Origin of the sequence: Neorhizobium sp. R1-B, assembly GCF_004368875.1 — a bacterium.
Classification (GTDB): Bacteria; Pseudomonadota; Alphaproteobacteria; order Rhizobiales; family Rhizobiaceae; genus Neorhizobium; species Neorhizobium huautlense.
Genome location: NZ_SOEM01000006.1, coordinates 136238 through 158966 on the forward strand (window position 1 = coordinate 136238; position 22729 = coordinate 158966).

General features: G+C 59.4%; 20 protein-coding genes. 14 read left to right on the top strand and 6 right to left on the bottom strand.

Going from position 1 to position 22729, the window contains the following annotated elements:
- Positions 1-133: 133 nt before the first annotated feature.
- Genes EDE05_RS11250 through EDE05_RS11265 form a run of 4 tightly spaced genes read right to left on the bottom strand, consistent with a single transcriptional unit; the run spans position 134 to position 4491 of the window.
- Positions 134-1408: a D-tagatose-bisphosphate aldolase, class II, non-catalytic subunit gene (locus EDE05_RS11250; protein WP_134101049.1), complete on the bottom strand. Its 1275-nt coding sequence runs from the start codon at positions 1406-1408 to the stop codon at positions 134-136.
- Positions 1405-2388: a sugar kinase gene (locus EDE05_RS11255; RefSeq protein ID WP_134101053.1), complete on the bottom strand. Its 984-nt coding sequence runs from the start codon at positions 2386-2388 to the stop codon at positions 1405-1407. The genes EDE05_RS11250 and EDE05_RS11255 overlap by 4 nt, the downstream gene beginning before the upstream one ends.
- The gene (locus EDE05_RS11260) at positions 2385-3578 is read right to left on the bottom strand and encodes an ROK family transcriptional regulator (protein WP_245519893.1); all 1194 of its coding nucleotides are present in this window, start codon (positions 3576-3578) and stop codon (positions 2385-2387) included. The genes EDE05_RS11255 and EDE05_RS11260 overlap by 4 nt, the downstream gene beginning before the upstream one ends.
- Before the next feature lie 28 nt (positions 3579-3606).
- A complete protein-coding gene (locus tag EDE05_RS11265; protein ID WP_132413324.1) occupies positions 3607-4491 on the bottom strand; it encodes a sugar phosphate isomerase/epimerase in 885 nt (294 codons plus the stop codon).
- 394 nt (positions 4492-4885) lie between these two features.
- Here EDE05_RS11265 and EDE05_RS11270 point away from each other — a divergent pair, with 394 nt between their 5' ends.
- From EDE05_RS11270 to EDE05_RS11325, 12 genes are all read left to right on the top strand, one after another.
- Entirely contained in the window at positions 4886-5839 is a 954-nt protein-coding gene (locus EDE05_RS11270; RefSeq protein WP_112796991.1) for an AraC family transcriptional regulator, read from the top strand.
- 297 nt (positions 5840-6136) lie between these two features.
- Positions 6137-7510, top strand: a complete 1374-nt coding sequence (locus EDE05_RS11275; protein WP_245519902.1) for an extracellular solute-binding protein — start codon at positions 6137-6139, stop codon at positions 7508-7510.
- Between the two features lie 110 nt (positions 7511-7620).
- Entirely contained in the window at positions 7621-8502 is an 882-nt protein-coding gene (locus EDE05_RS11280) for a sugar ABC transporter permease (protein WP_105370900.1), read from the top strand.
- Positions 8502-9338 (top strand): carbohydrate ABC transporter permease, encoded by an 837-nt coding sequence (locus tag EDE05_RS11285; RefSeq protein ID WP_105370901.1) that lies wholly within the window; start codon positions 8502-8504, stop codon positions 9336-9338. Before EDE05_RS11280 ends, EDE05_RS11285 begins: the two co-directional genes overlap by 1 nt.
- 4 nt (positions 9339-9342) lie before the next feature.
- On the top strand, positions 9343-9576 hold the full coding sequence (locus EDE05_RS11290; protein ID WP_105370902.1) for a DUF2160 family membrane protein: 234 nt from the start codon (positions 9343-9345) through the stop codon (positions 9574-9576).
- A gap of 27 nt (positions 9577-9603) precedes the next feature.
- A complete protein-coding gene (locus EDE05_RS11295; protein WP_134101061.1) occupies positions 9604-10647 on the top strand; it encodes an NAD(P)-dependent alcohol dehydrogenase in 1044 nt (347 codons plus the stop codon).
- Between the two features lie 10 nt (positions 10648-10657).
- On the top strand, positions 10658-11719 hold the full coding sequence (ugpC, locus tag EDE05_RS11300) for a sn-glycerol-3-phosphate ABC transporter ATP-binding protein UgpC (protein ID WP_105370904.1): 1062 nt from the start codon (positions 10658-10660) through the stop codon (positions 11717-11719).
- 24 nt (positions 11720-11743) lie between these two features.
- A complete protein-coding gene (locus EDE05_RS11305) occupies positions 11744-12514 on the top strand; it encodes an SDR family oxidoreductase (RefSeq protein ID WP_134101064.1) in 771 nt (256 codons plus the stop codon).
- Between the two features lie 14 nt (positions 12515-12528).
- Entirely contained in the window at positions 12529-13254 is a 726-nt protein-coding gene (locus EDE05_RS11310) for an SDR family oxidoreductase (protein ID WP_112796999.1), read from the top strand.
- Between the two features lie 63 nt (positions 13255-13317).
- Complete coding sequence (locus tag EDE05_RS11315) at positions 13318-14301, top strand: hypothetical protein (protein ID WP_134101067.1); 984 nt, start codon at positions 13318-13320, stop codon at positions 14299-14301.
- Positions 14302-14322: 21 nt separating this feature from the next.
- On the top strand, positions 14323-15339 hold the full coding sequence (locus EDE05_RS11320) for a carbohydrate kinase family protein (RefSeq protein ID WP_134101069.1): 1017 nt from the start codon (positions 14323-14325) through the stop codon (positions 15337-15339).
- A gap of 49 nt (positions 15340-15388) precedes the next feature.
- Positions 15389-16117 carry an SDR family oxidoreductase gene (locus tag EDE05_RS11325; protein ID WP_134101072.1) on the top strand — a complete coding sequence of 243 codons (729 nt, stop codon included), beginning with the start codon at positions 15389-15391 and terminating at the stop codon, positions 16115-16117.
- Positions 16118-16180: 63 nt separating this feature from the next.
- Here EDE05_RS11325 and EDE05_RS11330 read toward each other — a convergent pair whose 3' ends face one another.
- Both EDE05_RS11330 and EDE05_RS11335 read right to left on the bottom strand, forming a co-directional pair.
- Entirely contained in the window at positions 16181-17266 is a 1086-nt protein-coding gene (locus EDE05_RS11330) for a PHB depolymerase family esterase (protein ID WP_132413342.1), read from the bottom strand.
- 319 nt (positions 17267-17585) lie between these two features.
- Positions 17586-19856 carry a methyl-accepting chemotaxis protein gene (locus EDE05_RS11335; protein WP_105370910.1) on the bottom strand — a complete coding sequence of 757 codons (2271 nt, stop codon included), beginning with the start codon at positions 19854-19856 and terminating at the stop codon, positions 17586-17588.
- A gap of 302 nt (positions 19857-20158) precedes the next feature.
- On the opposite strand from EDE05_RS11335, the gene EDE05_RS11340 reads away from it, so the two are divergent.
- Positions 20159-21088: a winged helix-turn-helix transcriptional regulator gene (locus EDE05_RS11340; RefSeq protein ID WP_134101075.1), complete on the top strand. Its 930-nt coding sequence runs from the start codon at positions 20159-20161 to the stop codon at positions 21086-21088.
- Positions 21089-21217: 129 nt separating this feature from the next.
- Positions 21218-22729 carry an alpha-N-arabinofuranosidase gene (locus tag EDE05_RS11345; protein ID WP_134101078.1) on the top strand — a complete coding sequence of 504 codons (1512 nt, stop codon included), beginning with the start codon at positions 21218-21220 and terminating at the stop codon, positions 22727-22729.

Consider the following 22729-nt stretch of genomic DNA (forward strand, 5'->3'; position numbering starts at 1 on the left):
TATCCACGACCAGGTACAGGAATGTGATGGCGTTTGCACACCTTCGTGAGGCCACGCTCGGAAAGGTCGAAGCTTCCCGGCCTGAAAGTTACCATTGAGCGACGAGTGGTTGTCACGCATTGGCCGTGCGCAGCTATCGATTGCGCTCGTGGGCGCTTTGATATTGGTCGAGCACGGCCTGCACGGCGTCAATCAGCAATTGCCGCGGGTCGAGGGGGCCTCCGGCATACCTCACCAAATGAGGCAGATGCTGTCGGAAAAGAGGGGCCGGGATGATCCTTTTGTCCAGCGCTTCCGTGAGCTGCGAGACGGCTGCTTCCGCCGCAGCGTGGTTCCAGTAGTAGCGAATGCGATCGGAATAAGAGTAGTGACGGAGGATGTGCTGCTCGGCCTCCGAGCCGTGATAATGACCTCTCCAGTGGCGGGGATCCTCCCTCATCAGGGCCTCAATGACCGCCATGAGGTTTCTGTGCGGATAGCCGGGGACGCAATCGCTGGCAATGAGGTCGAGCCCGTAGAGAGCCTCGCGCAGTGCGAAGGTCAATTCAGGCCCCACTTTAAGGATGGCGAATCCGTCCTCGACGAGCTGGCGAAGTGCCTCCGCGCCCTGGTAGTCAGTCGAATGCGCCTCGTAGACAAGCGCAGGTTCCTCGGCGAGCAGCTCGGAAAGCGGCCGCGCCTTCGTCCGGTCGTAGACAATGATATTTTCATTGCCGAATTCGACCCCGGGCTGAACCACGAGCGCCAGCACGCGGCGGAAAGCCTCGCCCAGGCCCGCTTCCTCAAACTGCAGCCGATGCAATGCAATCGTCCTTCGCGCGGCGTCGACGCCGGTAGGTTCGAGCGCCGTGATCAGGTGATGGGCTCCGCCCGGTGGCGGCACTTCGGTGCCGATGACATAGACCGGCGCCGTGCCGCCCGCAAAGACCGCGCGCCGTTCCGCCACAGCCGCCAGTCTTACCGCACGCTCGGCCGTCAAGGCGTCGTCGAGCGCTGCCGGTTCGCCCGCACAACCCATGGACGTGTCGAGATGGAGCTTGCGGAAACCGGCTTCGACATAGGCGGCGATCATGTCTTCCGCCTTCGCCATCGCAACTTCGGCAGGTTCTCCGCGCCAGGGATTCGGACCGAGATGATCGCCTCCGAGGATGACCTTTTCTCGTGGCAGCCCCTCGTCGCTGGCGATCTGTTCCACCAGTGCGACAAAGTCACGGGGCTTCAAGCCCGTATATCCTCCGAACTGGTTCACCTGGTTGCAGGTCGCCTCGATCAGGACCGGAGCTTCACGTCGAATGGCATGTCGAAGGGCAGCGCGGATTACGATGGGATGGGCCGAGCACACGGACGTGATGCCCGCAGGCCCGCCAGCGCGTCGGCTGCGCGCCAGGTTGTGAAGAACGGACATCATGATCTGCGTCCCGGCGTAACGGCGATGAAGGCGTCGAGCTCAGCAAGGGTCCCGGCTCCTTCCATCGGTCCCATGACCGTGACATTGCGGGCGCCGGCAGCGTTGGCATAGATGAGTGCCTGTTCGATCGGCATGCCGAGCCGGCGGCACGCCACATAGGCGCCGCCAAAGCAGTCTCCGGCGCCGGTGGGGTCGATTTCCTCGACAACGAAACCGGGGCAATCGATGCGTTGGCCTTCCCGCGTGAAGACAGTGGAGCCGTCTGCGCCACGCTTGAGTGCCACCTCGCCGGCATTGCGGCCGAAGAGCGCGCGGATCGCCTCGCCTTCATCCTCGCCACCAGCCGCGACGAACAGCTCTTCTCCGGACGGGAGGATCAGGTCGGCGATATCCACCAGCCCCGCGAAGCGCGTGCGCGTTTCGGTGTCGCCCAGCAACTCCTTGCGGACATTGGGATCGAAGGAGATACTGCCGCCGCGCCCCTTGATCACCGTGACCGCATGCTCGATGATCTCAGCGGCGCCAGGTATCGCGAGAGCGGTCCCCATGACATGCAGGTGGCCCGACCGGTCAATGAGTGCGCGCGCCGCAGACGTAAGATCGATCTTGGCGGCGGCGGATTTTGCGATGTTGAAGACGAAATCGCGCGAGCCGTCATTCCGATATCGCACGAAGGCGCTACCGGTGGGAAAGTCCGGATTGATTGAGATCGCCGAGATGTCTGCCCCGTCTGAGCGCAGCCGAGTGACATTAACCCGGCCGAAATCGTCGTCGCCCACGCAGGCAATGATTCCGGCCGAACCTCCGATCCTGGCGCACTGATCGATGAAAATCGCAGGCGCTCCGCTAGGATAGGGGCCAACGAGCGCAGTCGGTTCGAGGAAGCCGGTGCCACGGTCTACAGCCATGATCTCGACAAGGATTTCGCCGATCGTAATCGTTGGCCCGAGTGCGTCGGGGGCGAGCGCGATCCCTGTCATGCAGCGTCCTCGGCAAGGCGCGCGCCATCGGCTGACAGATAGCGCTGGTGAAGCATGCATGCAGCGCCGAAAGCAGGCCCGACCGTCTCATCCTTGTTTGTCTGGATCATGGGCAGCGGAAAGCTTTCCTCCTGCATGGAGCGAATGTGATGCAGAACACGCGCGGCCATCAGCGGATAAAGTGCGGCAACCGAACCGCCCAGCACGACCCTGTCGGCATCGATGATCCTGCCGGCCTGGATCAGGCCGTAAGCCAAAGCGCGGGCCCACTCTTCTGCAATAGCGACGGCGCCTGGAACTCGGTCGCGCACATCCGCCAGAAAAGTCGCAAGGTTCGGGTCCGGTTGGGTTGAGATAGCGCGATAGGCACGAAGGATACATTCCAGCCCGAGGACGCTTTCAAGGCTGCGGTCGGGGGCATCCGAACCATTGACGCGCAGATGCCCGATCTCGCCGGCAAGCCCCTGCGCGCCTCGAAACAAGGTCCCATCAACGACTATTCCGCCGCCCACGCCGCTCTCCATGACGAGATAGAGCGTAACCCCTGAATGGACCTCCCGAGCACCGTAGCTAGCGCCGATTGCGAAGGCATTCGCGTCATTCTCGACCATGACGGGCATTTGCGCCGGCACGGCTGCACGCGCGAGATCGGCGAGCTGTATGTTTCGCCATCCAAGTAGGGGGGCTATGTTGATCAGCCCTTTGCGATCCATTTGCGCCGGCACGGCGACCCCCAGCCCTTCGCAGCGGCTGCGGTGGCTGGGCGGCAATGTGTCGAAGGCAAGCGAGACCGCACGCGATACCGCAGTTTCGACATCCACAGAGGGCCCGTCGAACAGTTCCATGCGATTGTTGACGATGCGACAGGCGAGATCGATTTCAACTACGCTGATGTGTTCAACACCTATCTCTATGCCGAGAAAAAAGGCAGCGTCCGGTGTGAGTTCGAGCATGATTCCTGGCCGGCCTGCGTGAGAAGTCGGTGCCTGCTCAGCGGCTCCCACTTCGCGAACGAGGCCTTCAACGGTCAGCCCGGCGACGATATGGCCGGACGAGGAGCGATTGAGGCCCAAAATGCGTGCAAGTTCTGCCCGGCTCAGGCGGCCATGACGATAAAGCGCCCGCATCGCCGCGAGTTCATTGCGCTGGCGGATCCCGCTTGGAGGCGCGATTGGACCCACTTCATTCACGGGCAGTTCTCCTTGCCTCTCTTTGCCGTCACGGCCGCGCTACGGTGGCGCGCCTGCGTCTCGCCTCGTCCATCTTGAGGTCGATGAATTGTTTTGCATGCTGCGCGAGCGGCATGTTTTCGGTCCAGGTGTCGCGCCAAATCGCGCAGGCCAGCGACAAACCTTCATCGACGACAGCGCCTGAGAAGGATTCGAACGTGATGTCGCGCTGGTAGTCGATGTCGAGCAACGCGTCGAAGATCAGATCAAAATTGATGACCCCGTCGCCGAGATAACCGCGATTGCTCTCGCCAATGTGAAAATAGCCGATTTTGTCGCCCGCGAGCCGAATAGCGGCTGCCGGGTTGGCCTCTTCGATGTTCATGTGGAACGTGTCGAGGTGTAGCCGCACATGCTCGGACCCTACCTGCTCAATGAAGGCGAGGCCCTGGGCGGTGGTGTTGAGTAGATTGGTCTCGAAACGGTTCACGACTTCGAGAACAAGCTCAATCCCCGCGGATTGGGCAAGGTCAGCCGTCTTGGCAATGGCCGAGACGCTGCTGTCCCATCCCTTTTTTGTTGGCAGCCGGGCGTATTTTGCGTGGGCGGAGTAAAGGATGCCGCCGAGCTTGCTCCCGCCTATGTCGCGCACGGCGCGAACCGCGTCCGCTAGCATGTCTTCGCCAGCCCGCACCACCTGGGCATCATCGCTCGACACGTCGTGGCTGAACGGAAGACCCATGGTGACAGCGATATCAAGTTTCAGCGCAGCCGCTCGCTTGGCGAGGGCGTCTAGATCGAATTTCTCCGGTCGCAGATAGGCAAATTCAATGAGATTGTAGCCGCAGGAGGCGGATTTCTCCATCGCGTCCTCAAGCATGGACTGGGTTTGTCCCCCCGTCCACACGAAGGAATGAATACCTAGCCGGCCCATCTTTCCCCCTGAAAGTATTATGTTGCATTACACAACAAATAAGACATCTTCTAACCCTGTCAAGCAGATTCCCGTCATGTTGAGGATGAGTATTTGATGATGAAGTGAGCAGATGCCTTTTTCGATAGGCAAATTCACCGCTATTCAGTCAACAGCCACGGAAAACATTGGAAAACGAGATTAGCATTGACAGCTTTACCAAATGAACTAATTTGTTCCTTCCGGCAACATATAAGGCGGAGAACGGCGCCCAAAAGGCGGATGCTCAAGGTGATCTCGGTGCTCACTTGCTTCAGTTGCGATTGGCTAAGAGAGCCGAACGACGAACCAGCTCTTTTGGTGCGCATGCCGGCATAATGGCCGAGGCCTGTCGGTCGGGAGGAGGTTATTTTCCATGAAAGCCGATTTGCGGATCGTACCCGATTTCGAAATGATCATCTGCCCGCCGGCAGAATCCTTTCGCTGGAATATGCATGATTATCCCTTCTTCCGGGCGAAATGGCACTATCATCCCGAATACGAATTGCATCTTACGCGCACAACGTCCGGCATGATGATGGTGGGTGATTATATCGGTGAGTTCGAGCCAGGCTGCCTGGTGCTGACTGGACCGAATGTGCCGCACAACTGGGTCAGCGATATCGAACCCGGCAAACTGATCCGCAACCGAGACATGCTGATCCAATTCACCCCCGAATGGGCCGATCGCGTCGCCACATTTTGCCCCGAGCTTGGAACGATAAAGCCGCTTTATGAGGACGCCGTCTATGGCGTGCAGTTTTTCGGGGCGACGGCACTCGCAGGCCAGAGGCTGCTGGCGCAGATGGGCTCTGCTCACGGTGCCGAGCGTGTATTGCTTTTCCTGCAGCTGATGATCGCACTTTCGCGCGATCCAGCCGAGCGTCGCAGGTTGTCCCGGCTTGCGCCAACTTCGTCCGAGATGGAACTGCCGCAGGAGCTGGATGTCGCCATGCGTTATGTGCTGGAGCATTACAGTGACGATATAAATTTGGCTTCGGTCGCGAAGATCTGTGGTCTGGAACCGCAGGCCTTCTCGCGCTTTTTCAAGCGCCACACCGGTCATACCTTCGCGCGGTACGTGATCCTTGCGCGCATCTATGCCGCCTGCTCACTGCTCACCCAGACCTATCGTCCCATCACCGAAATTTGCTTCGAGGTGGGGTTCAACAATATCGCGAATTTCAACAGGCAGTTTTTCAAGATCTGTGGACGTACGCCCACCGATTACCGTCGCAATGCCCACAAGATCGGCACGAAGGCGAGAAGCGACCCCTTTCGTGATATCCGCGCATATTCCGCCGGCATGGCGGTCGGCGAAAAAGTATAGGTCGCCGCCAAACCACGCGTGGCGGGGCAAAAAAACCAGCACTAAGCTCCCCTCACGCCAATTGGAGCGAGGCCTGGAAGCAATCCAAGGGTCGCAATCCTAAAAAGGCGAACCGTATCCGGAAGCCGGGAGGAGCCGCGCTGCCGGAATTCGGGAGGAACCGACACATGTCGGGCGTGGGAACATGCTTGCCGGTCAGCTGCCGCAAGCGGTGCAAAGGCACAAGGAGGAGGAACTATGATCAAGAAGAGTGGAATTGGAATTGCCGCGCTTACGCTCAGTCTTCTTGCCGGCGTAATGCCCGCACGAGCCGATTTTTGGTCGGATGCTGGTGCGAAATACAAAGGCGTCGTCCTGCGCGGCGTAACCGAAAGCACGCCGCCGTCCAACTATATCAAGGACGTGCTGGCGCCGGAATTCGAGAAGAAGACCGGCATCAAGGTCCAGATCGAGACGACCTCATGGGACCAGATGTATGACAAGGCTATCAAGGACATGGAAGCCAAGACCGGCATCTATGACATGGTCTATATCGAGCAGGACATTATCTATGCCTACCTGGCTCGCAACTTCCTCGTTGACATCTCGAAATCGCTGAAGGACGACCCTTCGCTGAAGGCGCCGGAATTCGACGAAACGCATTTCACGACCTTCGCCAATTACTTCAAGAACGCCTCAGGCGATCTTTTCGGCATTCCGATGGAAGCCTTCATCAAGGTCTATCTCTACCGTACGGATCTCTTCAGCGATCCGAAGATCAAGGAAGCCTTCAAGAAGGAAACCGGCAAGGAACTGGCTCCGGCCAAGACTCATCAGGAATATACGCAGATTGCTAATTTCTTCACGAAACACGGCAAGGACAACGGGATGGAGCTCTGGGGGACAACGGCCCAGGCGCATACCGGTCATCCGGCATCCTGGTACGAATTCTTCGAGTCGATCGCTCCCACATACGGCCTCTACAACTGGGGTATCGACGCTAAAAACAACTACGCCGCGTCAGTTGCCAATGGCGGCCAGATGAACAGCGACAAGGCAAAGGCCGCCATGAAATACTGGCTGCATCTGCGCGATATCGCTCCGCCTGAATCCGCCGCTTCGACCTGGACGGAGGTCGGTACGACATTTGCCGCTGGCCGCGTCGCACAGGGCCTCGTTTATGGCGAGAACGCCGCCTGGATCGCGTCGGATGCCGAAAAGTCCAAGGTCGTCGGTAAAGTCGGTGTTGCGCTGCCGCCCACGGAGCCTGATGTTCTTAAGGAGGTCGAGGCTGGCAAAGGGTATCTCGGCTATTATGACGGCGGCGCCTTCGGCCTGCCGGTCACCTCCAAGAACAAGCAGGCGGCACTACTCTTCCTGCAGTTTATCGGCGAGGATTCGGTCCAGCCAGACTGGGCAGTCGCAGCACCTCGGATCACCAATACGGCAACCTATGACGACCCCAAGGTCGTTGCCATGGATAAGAAGCTGAACGGCTACTACACCATGCTCAAGGATCAGGGGAAGCTGTTCGCCGGTGCTCCGCCCTTCCCCTTCCATGCGCAGGTGCGTGAGGCCACGGCGCCGATCTTTTATAAAATCCTGCTCGGGGAAGTGGGTCCTGACGAAGGCCTCGACCAGATGGCGGCGGCGGCCGAAGCAGAGCTGAAGAACCTCGGCTATCGCAAATAAGACCGACAAGAGCCTGCGCCCGGGTGGCATCTCCCAAGACCGCCATCCGGGTGCAGTGTCTGACATTGCAGGCCGTTGACCTGCAGGGCTATCTTCGGGAGCACGAATTCATGCGTTCAAATACTGTCGGCTGGCTGATGCTTGCCCCGACGATCGCAATTCTCGGCATCTTCGGCATAATCCCGTTCATCTATGTGCTCTACGTGTCGTTCCATCAATGGAACCCATTCGGCGCCAGTCCTGACATGATCTATAACGGCGCCAATAACTTCCGCCGTCTCGTCTTCGATGCCGAGTTCCTGACCTCCATCGCCTTCACGATGAAGTTCGCCTTCTTCGCGGTAATCAGCGAAGTCGCACTGGGCTATCTGCTGGCGCAGCTCTTCATGAAGGAGTTTCCTGGACGCGGCTTTTTCCGAACGATCCACACGTTGCCGCTGATTGTCGCGCCGATTGTTGTCGGCTCGGTCTGGCGGCTGATGACGACCCCCAGCATCGGTATCATTCCCTATCTTCTGAAAAGCTGGTTCGGCTATGATCTCAACATCGGCCGCGATGCCACTGCCGCCTTCGCGCTGACAGTCATCATGGACATCTGGCACTGGACTCCGCTGGTGACGCTGACTTTGCTTGCAGCGCTTCTTGCCCTTCCAAAAGAGCCGTTCGAACAGGCGCAGATCGACGGGGCCAACCGCCGCCAGATCTTCTGGCACGTCACGCTGCCGATGATCCGTCCGGCAATTCTTGCAACCGTCTTCATTCGCCTGATGGATGCGTTGCGCACCGTCGATGAAGTCTGGATGCTGACCTCGGGCGGTCCAGGCGCTGCGACCCGCTATGTGGGGCTGCATATCTGGAAGATCGTCTTTCCGAAGACCGACTACGGCTATGGCGCCGCGATCTCGGTAATCGTACTCTACCTCACCCTCGTGATGTGCTGGCTGCTCTATGTCGCCCTTGTGGCTCGACGCGAACGCAAGAGGACATTCTGATGCGAAGCGGCAATCCGCTCCTCTACCTGGCGCTCTGGTTTTTCCTGAGCTTGTTGACGCTTTTCCCGATCTATTGGCTCTTCGTCGTTTCAGTGAAGCCAGCCGTGGATCTCTTCACGACACCGAGCGTGATCCTGGATGCGATCTACTGGAAGAATTACGTCAACGTCATCAACAATGAGACGCTGCGTGGCTACATGATCAACTCGCTGATCATCTCCACCACGAATGCGCTCCTGGTCACTGCGCTGGCTTTCCTGGCTTGCTATGCGCTGTCCCGCTTCGAGCTTGCCGGCAAGGAAAATATCTTCTTCTGGACGATCACGAACCGCATGGCTCCTGCCGCCGTGTTCCTGCTGCCGTTCTATCTCCTGTTCACCCAGGTCTTCACCTTTGGCGACTGGAAACTTTATGACACCAAGATCGGCATGATCCTGCTTTATTGCACTTTCAACCTGCCGTTTGCGATCTGGACCTTGCGGCCGACCATCGACGGAATTCCCAAGGAACTCGACGAGGCAGCGACCGTCGACGGTGCCTCCACCTGGCAGGTGATCTACGAGGTGATCTTTCCGCTTGCCCGGCCGGGTCTTGCGGTGACGCTGATCCTCACCTGGGTCTTTGCCTGGAACGAGTTCCTGCTCGCCGCGACGCTGACCAGTTTCAACGCGCGAACGATCACGACAGGGCTTTCGGAATACGTGACGACAACGGGGACCGAATGGGGGGCGATGGCGGCGATCGCGGTGATCACTCTCATTCCCGCATTGATCATCTTCGCTGTGGTCCAGCGTCATATCGTGGCTGGTCTCACCTTCGGCGCGGTCAAGGAGTAACGCCATGCAAGAGCCATTCGATCCTGGACAGATCGATGCCGAACCGGAGGCGGCGCCCCCCACGCGAACCGGCTTCCTGCCGATCACCACCAACTGGTTCGACCGTGTCTTCGTCGGGATCTACCTGTTCGTCGCACTCGAACTTTTCTGGATGCGGTTCCTCGAACAATCGATTCCCTTGATGGTCTGCCATGTTCTCGCCATCGCGCTCGCGGTCCTGATCGTATGGCGCGGCTGAGGCTTGTTTGGAAATAGGACAGAGACAATGAAAGCGCTGGTATTAGAAGAGAAGATGAAGCTGTCGCTGCGCGATTTCCCGATCGAGCGCGACGAGACACTGGGCCCGCGCGACGTGCGGATAAAGCTCCACACCGTAGGCATCTGCGGATCGGACGTGCATTATTATACGCATGGCGGTACCGGCGTGTTCCAGGTGAAAGCGCCGATGATCCTTGGCCACGAGGCGTCGGGTACCGTGATCGAGGCCGGTGCCGATGTAACCTCACTAAAGGTGGGCGACCGGGTCTGCATGGAGCCCGGGATCCCAGATCCCAACAGCCGCGCAACCCGCATGGGGCTCTACAATATCGATCCGGCCGTCCGTTTCTGGGCCACGCCGCCGATCCACGGCGTGCTCAGACCGACTGTCGTCCATCCAGCCGACTTCACCTTCAAGCTGCCCGACAATGTGTCATTTGCCGAAGCAGCAATGGTCGAGCCGCTGGCAGTGGGGGTGCATGCTGCCACCAAGGCGCAAGTCAAGCCCGGCGACATAGCGCTGGTGATCGGTGCCGGCCCGATCGGCCTGGTAACCGCCTTGTCGGCTGTTGCCGCAGGTTGCGCTCGGGTGTTCGTGAGCGACATTGACGATGCCAAGCTGGAACTCGCGGCAAAGCTTGGGCCGATCACGCCAATCAGCGTCGCTAAGCAGGACCTAACCAAGGAAATACTTGCCGCCACCGACGGCTGGGGCGTCGAGATCGTGTTCGAATGCTCCGGCCATCCCAAGGCCGCCGAAGGTGTGTTCGACCCGCTTGCTCCCGGCGGACGGGTGGTCTTCATCGGTTCCCAGGTCCATCCGGTCAACTACGATATCGGCAAGGCCATGGTGCGCGAGGCACGCGTGGAGCATGTCTTCCGTTACGCCCATGTCTTTCCGCGCTGTGTCGCGATGCTCTCCTCCGGTGCGATCGATGTGAAGCCGCTCATCACCCGTACGTTCGATTTCGACGAAAGCGTCCGGGCTTTCGAGATCGCGGCTTCCGCCCCCAAGGGTGAGGTCAAGATGCAGATCGCGCTGCCGCAATAGGGGGATTCCAATGGCTCACGTCACAGTCAAGGACGTTACAAAGAAATATGGTGCGCTGCCGGTCATCCACGGCGTCGGCATAGACATCGCAGACGGCGAGTTCGTCGTGTTGGTAGGGCCGTCCGGGTGCGGCAAGTCCACCCTGCTGCGGATGATCGCCGGGCTCGAGACCATCTCCGGCGGCACGGTTGCGATCGGCGGGCGTGTGGTCAACGACGTCCTGCCCAAGGACCGCGACATTGCCATGGTATTTCAGAACTACGCGCTTTATCCGCATAAAACGGTTGCCGACAATATGGGCTTCCCCCTCAAGCTCAAGGGTGCGCCAAGGAGCGAGATCGAAGCGAAGGTCCGCAAAGCGGCCGATATCCTCGATCTCGGCAAGCTGCTGGATCGCTATCCCAAGCAGCTTTCGGGCGGGCAGCGTCAGCGGGTCGCCATGGGCCGCGCGATCGTCCGCGATCCGCAGGTCTTCCTGTTCGACGAGCCGCTCTCCAATCTCGACGCAAAGTTGCGCGTCACCATGCGGGTCGAAATCAAGGAACTGCACCAGCGGCTGAAGACCACCACAATCTATGTAACGCATGACCAGATCGAGGCCATGACCATGGCCGACAAGATCGTCGTGATGCGCGACGGGCGGGTGGAGCAGATCGGCGCGCCGCTCGATCTCTACGATCGGCCTGCGAATGTCTTCGTGGCAGGATTTATCGGATCGCCGTCGATGAACTTCATCTCTGGCAGATTGTCGATGGAAACCGGCCAGCTGAATTTCGTCAGCGACACGGGCACCATGCTGCCCGTACCGGCCGGTACGCAGAACCATGGTGACGCCGTGATATACGGCATCCGTCCCGAACATATCGACGTGCGGCCCGATGGGTTGACGGCAACGATCTCGGTTCTCGAACCTACAGGCTCGGAAACCCAGATCTTCGCGCATCTGGGTGGCGACGCCATTATGGCGGCTGTTCGCGACCGGATCTCGGTGGCGCCCGGCGAGGCGATCTCGCTTCGGATCGATCCGGGCCGCGTCCATCTGTTCGATGCCAAGAGCGGTCGGCGCCTCTAGTTCTGCACGGCCACGGAGCAAGACATGTTTCTCGAGAAATTCCGGATGGATGGCCAGCTCGCTGTGGTGACCGGCGGCGGACGCGGCATCGGCCTTGCCTGCGCCGAAGCGCTTGCCGAGGCGGGCAGCCGCGTCACCATCATTGATCGTGACCCTGCGGTTGCGGAATCGGGCAGGCAAGCCTTGAGCAGCAAGGGTATCGAGGTTGACGCTTTAGTCCTTGATGTCACCGATTCCGCAGCAGTCGATAAAGCCGCGGCCGATATCTTCGCAAAGCATGGCCGCATCGACGCGCTGGTCGCCAATGCGGGAATTGCCCGCACGGGTACCGCCGCAGAAGAGACGTCGGATGAGCTTTGGCTCAATGTCAACGACGTCAACTACAACGGCGTCTTCTGGTGCAACCGCGCCTTCGGGCGCTACATGCTCAAGGCCGGGCGCGGCTCGATCGTCAATATCGGTTCGATGTCTGGGTATATCGTCAATCGGCCTCAGCTTCAGACCTACTACAACGCGTCGAAGGCCGCCGTGCATCATCTGACGGCCTCGCTCGCGGCCGAATGGGCCTCACGCGGCGTGCGGGTCAACGCCGTGGCACCGACCTATATCGAGACGGAAATGACGAAAACCGCTGTGGACAGTTCATGGACGGATGTCTGGATCCGCGACACACCAATGGGCCGGTTGGGTCAGCCGCATGAAATCGCATCGGTCGTGCATTTTCTCGCCTGCGACGCATCGAGCCTTATCACAGGCGCGACCGTCAAGGCGGATGCAGGCTTCACCTGCTGGTAGGGAGGGTTCTTTCCATGGATTTTTCAGGCAAACACGTGGTGGTGACCGGGGCCGGCAAGGGCATCGGAAGGGCGACCGCCGTGATGCTGGCGCGGCGCGGTGCCAAGGTGACGGCTTTGTCGCGCTCGGCGGCCGACCTTGAGGAACTGAAGAGTGAAATCGGATGTATTCCGATCGCCGTCGATCTCGCCGATCCTGACGCAACGCGCGCTGCAGCCCTTCAATCTTTGCCGGCTGATCTCCTGGTGAACTGTGCCGGTACGACCGAGCTGCAACCTTTCCTGGACGTCACGGTCGAAAACTTCGACCTGCTCCATGCGGTGAACACGCGTGCTCCGATGATCGTTTCGCAGGAATATGCTCGTGACATGGTGAGAAACGGTCGAAAGGGCGCGATCGTCAACGTATCCAGTGTCGCGGCTTTCGTCGGTATTCCCGACCACGCCGCATATTGCGCGTCCAAGTCGGGCCTCGACGGGCTGACCAGGGTGATGGCGAAGGAACTTGCGCCAAAAGGCATTCGCGTCAACGGCGTGCATCCGACTGTGACCCTCACGCCCATGGCCGTGAAGGCCTGGAGCGATCCAGAAAAGGCAGCCGGTATGCTCAACCGCATTCCCGTCGGCCGGTTCGCAGATCCCGACGACATTGCCGAGGTTATTCTTTTCCTGCTCTCCGACGAGGCAGCAATGGTCAACGGCCTGTCGATGCCGGTGGACGGCGGTTACATGATTGCGTGACGGTTATTCTTAAACTCTCCTGCCGCCAGTCTGGTGGCCTCGGATCTTCTCAAGGATCATCGCATGACACGGTTTGATGCAAAAATTGCCAGAATAAGAGCCGGCAACTACAGGCGAACGGATTTCATTATCGCGGATGCGAAGGATGGCGATATGGGGCCGAGCATCCCCTCGTGCGGCCCCAAGCTCGAGAAGGACTGCTCCTACACGCGCTTCCGGACGCGGGCGGAATTCCTCGGGCAGATCAAGGCCGTGATCGCCCAGGACATCGTTGATATCATGTTGACCTCCGCTTCCAATCTCGAACTGTTGACGGAAAGCGGCGCATTCGCCGGAAGCAGCGTCAAGCCGGCCATCCGCGCCAACGATGCGACGGATATCTGGGTTGGGCGCGGCGCGAGCTATGCCGCTCAGCCGTCACGGCCCTATCGCACTGCGTCGCTGTCGATCAACCGGCGCCATACCGATCTCGGCCTCTATTCGATCACCTTCAACAACGACCTCGATGCCGATTATAATTCCCTGCTTGCTTTCCTGGATTTTGTGGAGGACGCCGACGACAACGGCTTCAATTACTTCCTCGAAGTCTTCAATCCGAATGTCGACACCGGTATTCCGCCTGACCTCCAGCCCCATTTCGTAAATGACTGCATCTGCCGGGCGCTCGCCGGGCTAACACGGGCCCAGCGGCCGCAATTCCTGAAGATCCCGTTCAACGGGCCGAAGGCGCTGGAGGAACTCGCGTCCTACGACCCGAGCCTGATCGTCGGCGTGCTGGGCGGCGGCGCAGGAACTGCGCGCGACACGTTCGAACTCATTCATCAGGCGGAGAAATATGGTGCCCGCGTGGCTCTCTTTGGTCGCAAGATCAATCTCGCTGAAGACCCACTTGCCATGGTGGAATTCATGCGCGCCGTGGCTGATGGCGATCTTGGGCCAGAGGAGGCGGTGAGGGCTTATCATGGGGCCTTGCAGGCCGTCGGACAGACACCGATGCGGACGCTTTCCGACGACATGGTCATCACGGAAAAAGTCCTTATGAATTGACGCCGGCACTGGAGGATAGCAATGGCCGGAACGAGCAGGCGTGGCTTCATCGCTGGCGGTACCTGGTGTCTGGACCGAAACCGCAGGATCGACGCATGGCCCCGCGAGGACAGCGTTGGTATCGCCTGGGGGTTGGAGGAACGCGGCGGCGGCCCGGCCTGTAATCTTGCGATCGACATCAAGAGGCTCGACCCATCGATCCCGGTCGAAACCATCGGACTGGTGGGCAGCGACGAAGCCGGGCGAAAGCTCATCGCTGAAGCCGAGCGAGCGGGTCTCGACCATCGACAGATGCATGTCAGCGACCAAGCTCCCACTCATACAACCGAGGCCTTCATTTCGCAGGTAAGCGGCTTGCGCACGCATATTTCCGACCTCGGCGTTTCTACGCTCCTGAGTCCTGAGCATTTCGACTTCTCGACGACTTCGGCCCGTTACATGCATCTCGGCCTTCCCGGCATTCACCCGCGGATGGATTCGATATGGCAGGACGACGCCAACGGATGGGTCACCGTGCTCAAAGCTGCCCGCACCGCGGGCCTCGAAACCAATCTCGAACTCTGCACGGTCACGCCGGAACGGCTACGCGGCCTGATCCTGCCCTGCCTGCCGCATCTCGACACGCTGATCGTCAATGACAGTGAAATTGGGGCGCTGGCGCAGATGGCAACGAGTAGAGACGGCAGGACGGATGTGAATGCTTGCGCCGCCGCATCGGCGGCCATGCTGCAACAAGGTGCGATGCGGCTGGTTACAATCCATTTCCCCGACGGCGCGATTACGGTCCTGCGGTCGGGAGAGAGGGTATTCGTTCCCTCTGTAAAGGTGCCGCAAGACGCAATTGTCGGTCCCAACGGGGCCGGGGATGCTTTTGCTGCTGGCTTTATGTACGGGCTGCACGAGGATTGGGCGATCGAGGACTGCCTGCAGCTCGGTCACGCCGCAGCCGCGTGTTCGTTGAGAAGCGCTGGAACAACCGACGGGGTCGTCGGCTGGCGGGAATGCCTGGACGTTGCGGAACAATGGGGCCGGCGGTGAGGCCAGGTTGCTACGAGATCTCGATTTTTATCGATAGGAGGAGACGAATATGGGCAAGCATTTGGACGGCAAGGTCGCGGCGGTTACGGGCGCTGCTTCCGGCATAGGACTGGCAAGCACGCGGGCGATGATAGCGGAGGGGGCACGTGTAGTGCTCGTTGATCGCGACCGGAAGGCTTTGGACGCAGTCTGCGCTGAACTCGGCAGCGCCGCGATACCTCTGGAGATCGACCTTCTCGATCCCGCCAGTTGCGCGACCCTTATGCCCTCCATCGAGAAGCTGACCGGGCAACTGGATATTTTCCATGCCAATGCCGGCACCTATATCGGCGGCGATCTGATCGAGGCGGACACTACGACGATCGACCGTATGCTCAACCTCAACGTCAATGCAGTGATGAAGAATGTCCATGACGTCCTGCCGCATATGATCGCCCGCGGCTCGGGCGACATTATCGTGACGAGTTCGGTCGCCGGTCACTACCCAGTCCCTTGGGAGCCTGTCTATTCGGCTTCGAAATGGGCCATGACCTGCTTTGTTCAGACCGTGCGGCGTCAGGTCAACAAGAAAGGCATCCGCGTCGGCTCGGTCTCGCCCGGACCCGTGATCAGCGCGCTGCTTGCCGACTGGCCGGAGGAAAATCTCAGGAAGGCTAAAGAATCTGGCAGTCTGATCGAGCCCACCGAGGTGGCCGACGCCATCATCTTTATGTTGACGCGGCCGCGAAATGTGACAATCCGCGATGTTGTCGTGTTGCCGACCAACTTCGATATCTGACGACGCGGCTGGTGCCCAGGAACGCGGACGCGCGCCGATATCTGGCGCCGGACATATGGTCCTCTAGCGCATCAGCCCGGCCTTGCGAAGCGCATCCTCAATGACTTGCTGGATGCCGTCCGCTGCCCTCGTTTCTTGTGCGAAGGGAGCCTCGCGGTTGGGCGCGGGGCCGCTTGCGCGCCGCGCGGGTTCGAAATCGTCGCGAAGCAGTCCCCATCGCTTTGCCGAGCAAAAAGTGGAGGAAATGCCGATATCCAACATGTAGGGCGCAGCGTTTTCGAGCTCCGAGGAGGCGTCGATAGGCGTTCCGTGACCCATTCCGGTAATGCTGAAATATTCGATGACCTCGCGTCCCTCCGGGTTTTTCCAGACTGCCTTAGAATGGGCACCGATCGGTTCATGAAAGTCCGGCCGGGGGCCGACACCGTGGACGCCGCGCCATTGGTCGACGATCGCGCGGGCGTTGATCTCCGCAACGGTATTGTCCTGGCTGCCGTGCCAAACAGACACTACGGGCCAGGGACCATTATGCGGAGATGCTGCCTTCAATTTCGATTGCAAGGTCTTAATTTCGGGGAGGCCGTGCCCTCGCATTCGGTCGAAGGCCGCCGGCACCGTTGATGCGACACCGTAGGGCAAACCCGCGATGACCGCGCCGGCGGCGAACACCTCCGGATACGTGGACAACATGACGTTGGCCATTGCACCGCCTGCGGACAAACCGGTGATGAAGATCCGCGACGGATCGACCGTGTATTTCGACACCACGGCATCGATCATTTGACGGATCGAGCGGGCCTCTCCCTGATCGCGGCGGATGTCGCCTGGCACAAACCAGTTGAAGCAGAGGTTGCCGTTGTTCTCACGGGTCTGTTCTGGAAGAAGCACGATGAAGCCATGCTGATCAGCAAGCGCCGACCATCCGGCGCTATGATCGTAGCCAGATGCGGTTTGCGTGCATCCGTGCAGGACGACGACGAGGGCAGGGTGCTCGGCGCGATTGGAGGGCACATGAACTTTACCTGTAAGCCTCCCGGGATTCGATCCGAAATCCCGCAGGTCCTGAAGCCGGCCCGGTTGACCCGGGGGTTCGGTTTTGTGTGCTCGAAAACGCGCAAGCCGTTCCAATGTATCCGATAACGATCGCATAAATGCCTCCTGACAATCCGTGCCGGGACGGCAGCGACAATCAACAACGCCTTCCATATGGGAATGGTTGCTGCGGTGCACAATATTTAATGGTGAGCTTGTTCTGTGCGTATATCCTTGGCGAAGCCGAGGGGCGGGTTCATGGTGCCTCCCGCGCTCCGCAACGGACAATAAGCCCCCGCCGCGCCTGCGTCTCCGCCGGCCCCGAAACAATCTGCCCGGGTTTAATCTGCGGGAAGGCCGAAATGCAAAGCGGCGTCGAACCCCCGCCTATCGAAGATATCGAAAGGCGGGTTCCCTGGTCCATACCGCAAAAGCGTCAGGCGGCGTACCGGCTGGACCCGGCGGTTTCGCTACTGACACTGAAATGGCTGATTTGCTCGTTCAGCACTTCAGCTTCTGCGGCCAGCGAATGAGCCGAGGCGGAGGTTTCTTCGACCATGGCGGCATTCTGCTGCGTCACCTGATCCAATCCGTTGACTGCGGAACTGATCTCGCCGAGGCGAGCGGACTGATCGCGCGAAGAGCCGACGATCGCTCCGATGTGCTCGTTGATCGATTGAACGTTGTCCTGGATCAGTTCCAGGCTCTCACCGGTCTTGAGCACCAGGGCAACCCCATTCTCCACGTCGGCGGCAGATGAAGTGATCAATGCGCCGATGTCGCGCGCCGCCGTTGCCGACTTCTGCGCAAGTTCCCGGACTTCCTGTGCCACAACGGCAAACCCTTTGCCCGCCTCGCCGGCGCGGGCGGCCTCGACCCCTGCATTGAGGGCAAGAAGGTTTGTCTGAAAGGCAATCTGGTCGATCACGTCGATGATCTGGCGGATCTTGGACGAAGAGCTTTCGATGCGCTCCATGGCTTGAATGGCGTTGCGGACGACGGTGGTTGAGGTCTGGGCGCCCTGCAAGGTGTGGGCCGCTACATCCACTGCAGTTTCGCAGCGAGTGAGGGCAGCGTTGACCGCCCCGGTCATCTCGCCAAGCGCCGCTGCCGCCTCCTCAAGGGCCGCGGCCTGTCTTTCGGTACGCCGAGACAAATCGTCGGATGCCGTCTTCAGCTCGCTCGATCCCGTGCGAATAGTATCGACGCTATTGCCGATCGCGGCAATTGTGGCTTCCAGTCCGGCAAGGGAATTGTTGAAGTCGTGCCGCAAATGGTCGAGGGATTGACCGAAAGGCTTGACGATGCGCTGGTCGAGCCTGCCGCGAGAGAGTGCGGCAAGGCCGGTTGCCAATGCCGAAACAGCCTCTTCTATCTCACGCGCGCTTGCGGCTTTTTCCGCCTCACGATACTGGCGTTCTTCGTTCAGCTCCTCATTCTTCCGACGAGCTTCTTCCTCCATGCGCTCCTTGTCGAGAGCTCCCTGACGGAAGGATTCCAGCGCTCTGGCCATGACACCAATTTCGTCGCCACGGCTAGCGGAGGCAATGACGATGGCTTTGTCGCCCTCGTTCAAACGGTTCATCAGCTTTGCGAGGTCGGTCAGCGGTCGTGTCAGGCGCGCGGCAATGTAGGTGCCGGCGCCACCCATCCCCACGAGGACGGCAACGGTTGCCAGAACGGCCCAGATGGCAAGCGATCTTGCAGCGGCGAGCACCTGACCTTCTCCCTGTCCTATTGCCAGCAGATGAGGCTTGCCGAACAGCGTCACCGGTTGATAGGCGAAGAAGAGCGGGCGATCCCCAGCGGTAACGAACTCCGAGCCACTTGTCTGGCCCGCCGCCGCCTTTGCCAGTTCAGCCGGTGTATCGTGGGAGATCCCGTTTGCGAAGGAACCGCTGCGGAAGGCGCCTTTTCCGTCAAGCAGGACGGCCTCGTCGATCGATTTTCCGAAATCGTCGGGAGTCACGATACCCGTAAGCTGTTCGGCGGAGATGCGGAAGATCACGCTTCCCTTCGTGACTGTCTTACCCCAGGACGCCACGGCAAGTTGCTTGCCGATGAGAACGGAGGGCTTGTTGCCATCAGGCTCGTAAGGGACGAATTCGGAAACATGCACAGCATCTGGAGATGCCGCTTGAATCTGTTTCAGAAGCTCGTTGATCTGCGGCAGGTTCGAAGCCGGCTGAAGCAGTTCAGACCCTTTGGTGACCGAGTAGACGACCTGGCCGTTGTTGTCGATGACGTAGATATCGCTGACCCGGGAATTCTTCCAGGCGCTGGCGAGGGTGCCGTGGATTGCGCTGTGATGCACGGCATAGAGCAGCTTCAGCGCGGCGCCATCGAAACCAGCGCGGTCACTGACGGACATCCCGGGCTTCTGAAACTCCGCGCGGATGCTGTCGGCTTCGCTTGGGATGATGTTCGACATCGTTTCGACCGCCTGGCCGATAGCGGTGTTCTGGGCGAGGTCTGCAAGCGACTGCGAAACTCGTTCCTGGTAGGCCGCCAGTTGCTTGGACTGGTTCCCGGCTGCCGACTCCAGCCTCATCTTGCTTGCTTCGATCAGGCCGCTCTTTCCGATCTGGTAACTCAGAAGACCCACCGCGAGGCACGAAACAAACGTTGCCCCAACGACCAGCCCGACAAACTTTGCCTTAATCGACAAACGCCGGCCGGCGCCTTCCAGCTTGGATGACTGCAACATGACAGTTATTTTCCCCCACCAATACAATGATGAGAAGGGAACCTGACATGATATCATTTCGTTAAGTTTAACGAATCCAAGGGCTCAGCCAAATTTGTCTAAGAAATTGTGCCGCCCGGGTCGCCTCGGCCTTCACCTTAGCGGCAGCGCCGCAACCGTGCGGTTGAATTAGACGGCCGTACGATCTTTGGTCTTGACCGCGATCATTGGAGCCTACCGTTCCGCATGTTCGAGACCCGTATTTGCTCTGGAAGAGTATCGGGGAATCCGATACAGTCCGACAAATACGATGAGACGGACGAATGAGCTCCAACTTTCTGGTTATCGATCCTGAAAAAGATCTTGCCGCGATCAAAGGCATTTCCTCACTGGCGCGAGTGAAGCTTCTAAAGGAATTGTCAAAACGGCCGGGGATCAATGTCAACGATCTCGCGCAGGTGTCCGACCTGCCGCAATCGTCCGTTTCCGCTCATCTTCAGGTCCTGGAGAAAGCCGGGCTTATCCGGACCGAAATGCAGAAAGCCCGCAAAGGGAACCAGAAGATCTGTTTCGCTGTCTATGACGAGCTCGTCGTCACCTTTCACCCGACCACGCAGTCCCTCTCCTCAGACGTCATAGAGGTGTCGATGCCCCTCGGTCTCTATACCAACAACAACGTCACCGGCCCATGCGGAATCTGCTCGGTCGAAGGCGTGCTGGGCCTTCTCGACGTGCCGGAAACCTTTATGGATCCTGAGCGGATGAAGGCGAGCCTGCTCTGGTTCACCAGCGGCTTCGTCGAATATCAGTTTCCAAACAACGCCAAATTGCGCGGGGACAGAATCGAGCGGCTCGAGATAGTGATGGAGGTGAGCTCCGAAGTGCCTGGGACGCTGGCAAACTGGCCGTCGGACATCGTCTTGTCCATCAATGGCAGAGAGATTGGCGTGTGGACCTCCCCTGGCGATTTCGGCGACCGGCGCGGGACCTATACACCGGCTTGGTGGAAGCTGAAAGGGTCGCAGTACGGGATGCTGAAGACGTGGACCGTCGGGCCGGGTGGGACTTTCGTGGATGGTCACAAGATTTCCGATGTGCAGGCCAAAGACCTCGACCTCGACGACCATCGGTCCATTCGCCTGCGCGTCGAGGTTAAGGCGGAAGGGAAACATCCCGGCGGAATCAACATCTTTGGCCGGGGTTTTGGGAACTACGATCAAGACATCATTCTTCGTTTGAAGACCGCGGGGTAACCCAGGCAGTGCCTTCCTCGGCTGCGTTTTGCGGTGCAGCACATTCTTGCCATTGACATTCCCGTGCCGGCTCGAAACTATATCTGAAAATACGATCTATATCGTGGTTGCAGATACGGAGCAGTCGGCATGAAGGTACGGGTAGCGGTTCATCGGGATTTCAAGATCAGCGACATCGATGAGCGGCTTTACTCCGCTTTCATCGAGCATATGGGTCGTGCGATCTACGGTGGTATCTACGAGCCTGGTCATCCCCAAGCGGACGAGCGCGGCTTCCGCAAGGACGTACTGGCGTTCGTACGGGATCTAAATATCCCGGCAATACGCTATCCCGGCGGTAATTTCGTGTCGGCCTATCGATGGGAGGATGGCATCGGGCCGCGAGAGCAGCGCCCGGTCCGGCTCGACCTCGCCTGGCGCTCGAAAGAGACAAACCAGATCGGCATCAACGAGTTCGCCGACTGGGCGCAGATGGCCGGCATCGAGATGATGCTGGCGGTCAATCTTGGTTCCCGTGGCCTCGACGATGCCCGTAATTTCCTGGAATACGTCAACTTCCCCTCCGGGACAGCCTGGAGCGATCTGCGTCGTTCGCATGGCAAGAACGATAGCCACAACGTTAAAATGTGGTGCCTCGGAAACGAGATGGATGGTCCCTGGCAGGTTGGCCACAAGGTGGCGGTTGAATACGGACGGCTTGCCAATGAAACGGCGAAAGCCTTCAAGAGCTTCGACAGCTCGATCGAAGCAATCGTGTGTGGCAGCTCGAACGATGGCATGCCCACCTATCCGGAATGGGAGCGCGAGGTTCTCGAAGAATGCTACGAGAACGTGGACTACATCTCGCTCCACAAATATTTCGGCAACAACAGCAAGGATACGCTTAACTATTTCGGCAAGATCGAAGAGACCGGCCGCTACATCCAGACGATCGCGGGTACGATCGATTATGTGAAGTCGAAGAAGCGCGCGAAGAACGATGTCCATATCTGCTTCGACGAATGGAACGTCTGGTATCACATTCGCGAAGAGGACAGCCATCGTTGGCGGACATGGGATTGGCCGGAAGCGCCGGCACTCTTGGAAGAAACCTACAATTTCGAGGACGCTCTCTTCGTTGCCGGGCTGTTGAACGAGTTCATCCGCCGCTCCGACCGCGTGCGCATTGCCTGTATCGCCCAGCTCGTCAATGTTATCGCGCCCATCCGTGCCGAAAAGAATGGGCCGGCCTGGCGCCAGACGATCTACCATCCCTACCGCTTCGCTTCGATCTACGGACGTGGCGAGGCACTGCGTGTCGCGGTCGATGGCCCGACCTACGACTGCAGCGTCGCGGACGATGTGGCCTATCTGGACGTCGCGGCCGTAAATAATCGCGACGAAGGCCTGCTTACGCTTTTCATCGTCAACCGTCACCTCACGGAGAAGGCCGAGCTCGATGTCGGGCTCACCGGATTTGGAAACCTCACGCTCGTCGAACACCATGTCATGGAGGGTTACGGTCTCAACGATACCAACGGTCCCGACAAGCCGGATCACGTCGTGCCGAAAAAAGGTTCAGGCGTCGGTATCGAGGATGGGAAGGTGAAGGGCTCGCTTGCGGCGCTTTCCTACCATGTGCTGCGCCTGAAGGTCGGCTGA

Excerpts from the sequence above, each read along its gene's own strand:
- EDE05_RS11250 (WP_134101049.1), bottom strand. The coding sequence starts at position 1,408 with ATGATGTCCGTTCTTCACAACCTGGCGCGCAGCCGACGCGCTGGCGGG.
- EDE05_RS11255 (WP_134101053.1), bottom strand. The coding sequence starts at position 2,388 with ATGACAGGGATCGCGCTCGCCCCCGACGCACTCGGGCCAACGATTACG.
- EDE05_RS11265 (WP_132413324.1), bottom strand. The coding sequence starts at position 4,491 with ATGGGCCGGCTAGGTATTCATTCCTTCGTGTGGACGGGGGGACAAACC.
- EDE05_RS11270 (WP_112796991.1), top strand. The coding sequence starts at position 4,886 with ATGAAAGCCGATTTGCGGATCGTACCCGATTTCGAAATGATCATCTGC.
- EDE05_RS11275 (WP_245519902.1), top strand. The coding sequence starts at position 6,137 with ATGCCCGCACGAGCCGATTTTTGGTCGGATGCTGGTGCGAAATACAAA.
- EDE05_RS11280 (WP_105370900.1), top strand. The coding sequence starts at position 7,621 with ATGCGTTCAAATACTGTCGGCTGGCTGATGCTTGCCCCGACGATCGCA.
- EDE05_RS11285 (WP_105370901.1), top strand. The coding sequence starts at position 8,502 with ATGCGAAGCGGCAATCCGCTCCTCTACCTGGCGCTCTGGTTTTTCCTG.
- EDE05_RS11290 (WP_105370902.1), top strand. The coding sequence starts at position 9,343 with ATGCAAGAGCCATTCGATCCTGGACAGATCGATGCCGAACCGGAGGCG.
- EDE05_RS11295 (WP_134101061.1), top strand. The coding sequence starts at position 9,604 with ATGAAAGCGCTGGTATTAGAAGAGAAGATGAAGCTGTCGCTGCGCGAT.
- ugpC (WP_105370904.1), top strand. The coding sequence starts at position 10,658 with ATGGCTCACGTCACAGTCAAGGACGTTACAAAGAAATATGGTGCGCTG.
- EDE05_RS11305 (WP_134101064.1), top strand. The coding sequence starts at position 11,744 with ATGTTTCTCGAGAAATTCCGGATGGATGGCCAGCTCGCTGTGGTGACC.
- EDE05_RS11310 (WP_112796999.1), top strand. The coding sequence starts at position 12,529 with ATGGATTTTTCAGGCAAACACGTGGTGGTGACCGGGGCCGGCAAGGGC.
- EDE05_RS11315 (WP_134101067.1), top strand. The coding sequence starts at position 13,318 with ATGACACGGTTTGATGCAAAAATTGCCAGAATAAGAGCCGGCAACTAC.
- EDE05_RS11320 (WP_134101069.1), top strand. The coding sequence starts at position 14,323 with ATGGCCGGAACGAGCAGGCGTGGCTTCATCGCTGGCGGTACCTGGTGT.
- EDE05_RS11325 (WP_134101072.1), top strand. The coding sequence starts at position 15,389 with ATGGGCAAGCATTTGGACGGCAAGGTCGCGGCGGTTACGGGCGCTGCT.
- EDE05_RS11330 (WP_132413342.1), bottom strand. The coding sequence starts at position 17,266 with ATGCGATCGTTATCGGATACATTGGAACGGCTTGCGCGTTTTCGAGCA.
- EDE05_RS11335 (WP_105370910.1), bottom strand. The coding sequence starts at position 19,856 with ATGTTGCAGTCATCCAAGCTGGAAGGCGCCGGCCGGCGTTTGTCGATT.
- EDE05_RS11340 (WP_134101075.1), top strand. The coding sequence starts at position 20,159 with ATGAGCTCCAACTTTCTGGTTATCGATCCTGAAAAAGATCTTGCCGCG.
- EDE05_RS11345 (WP_134101078.1), top strand. The coding sequence starts at position 21,218 with ATGAAGGTACGGGTAGCGGTTCATCGGGATTTCAAGATCAGCGACATC.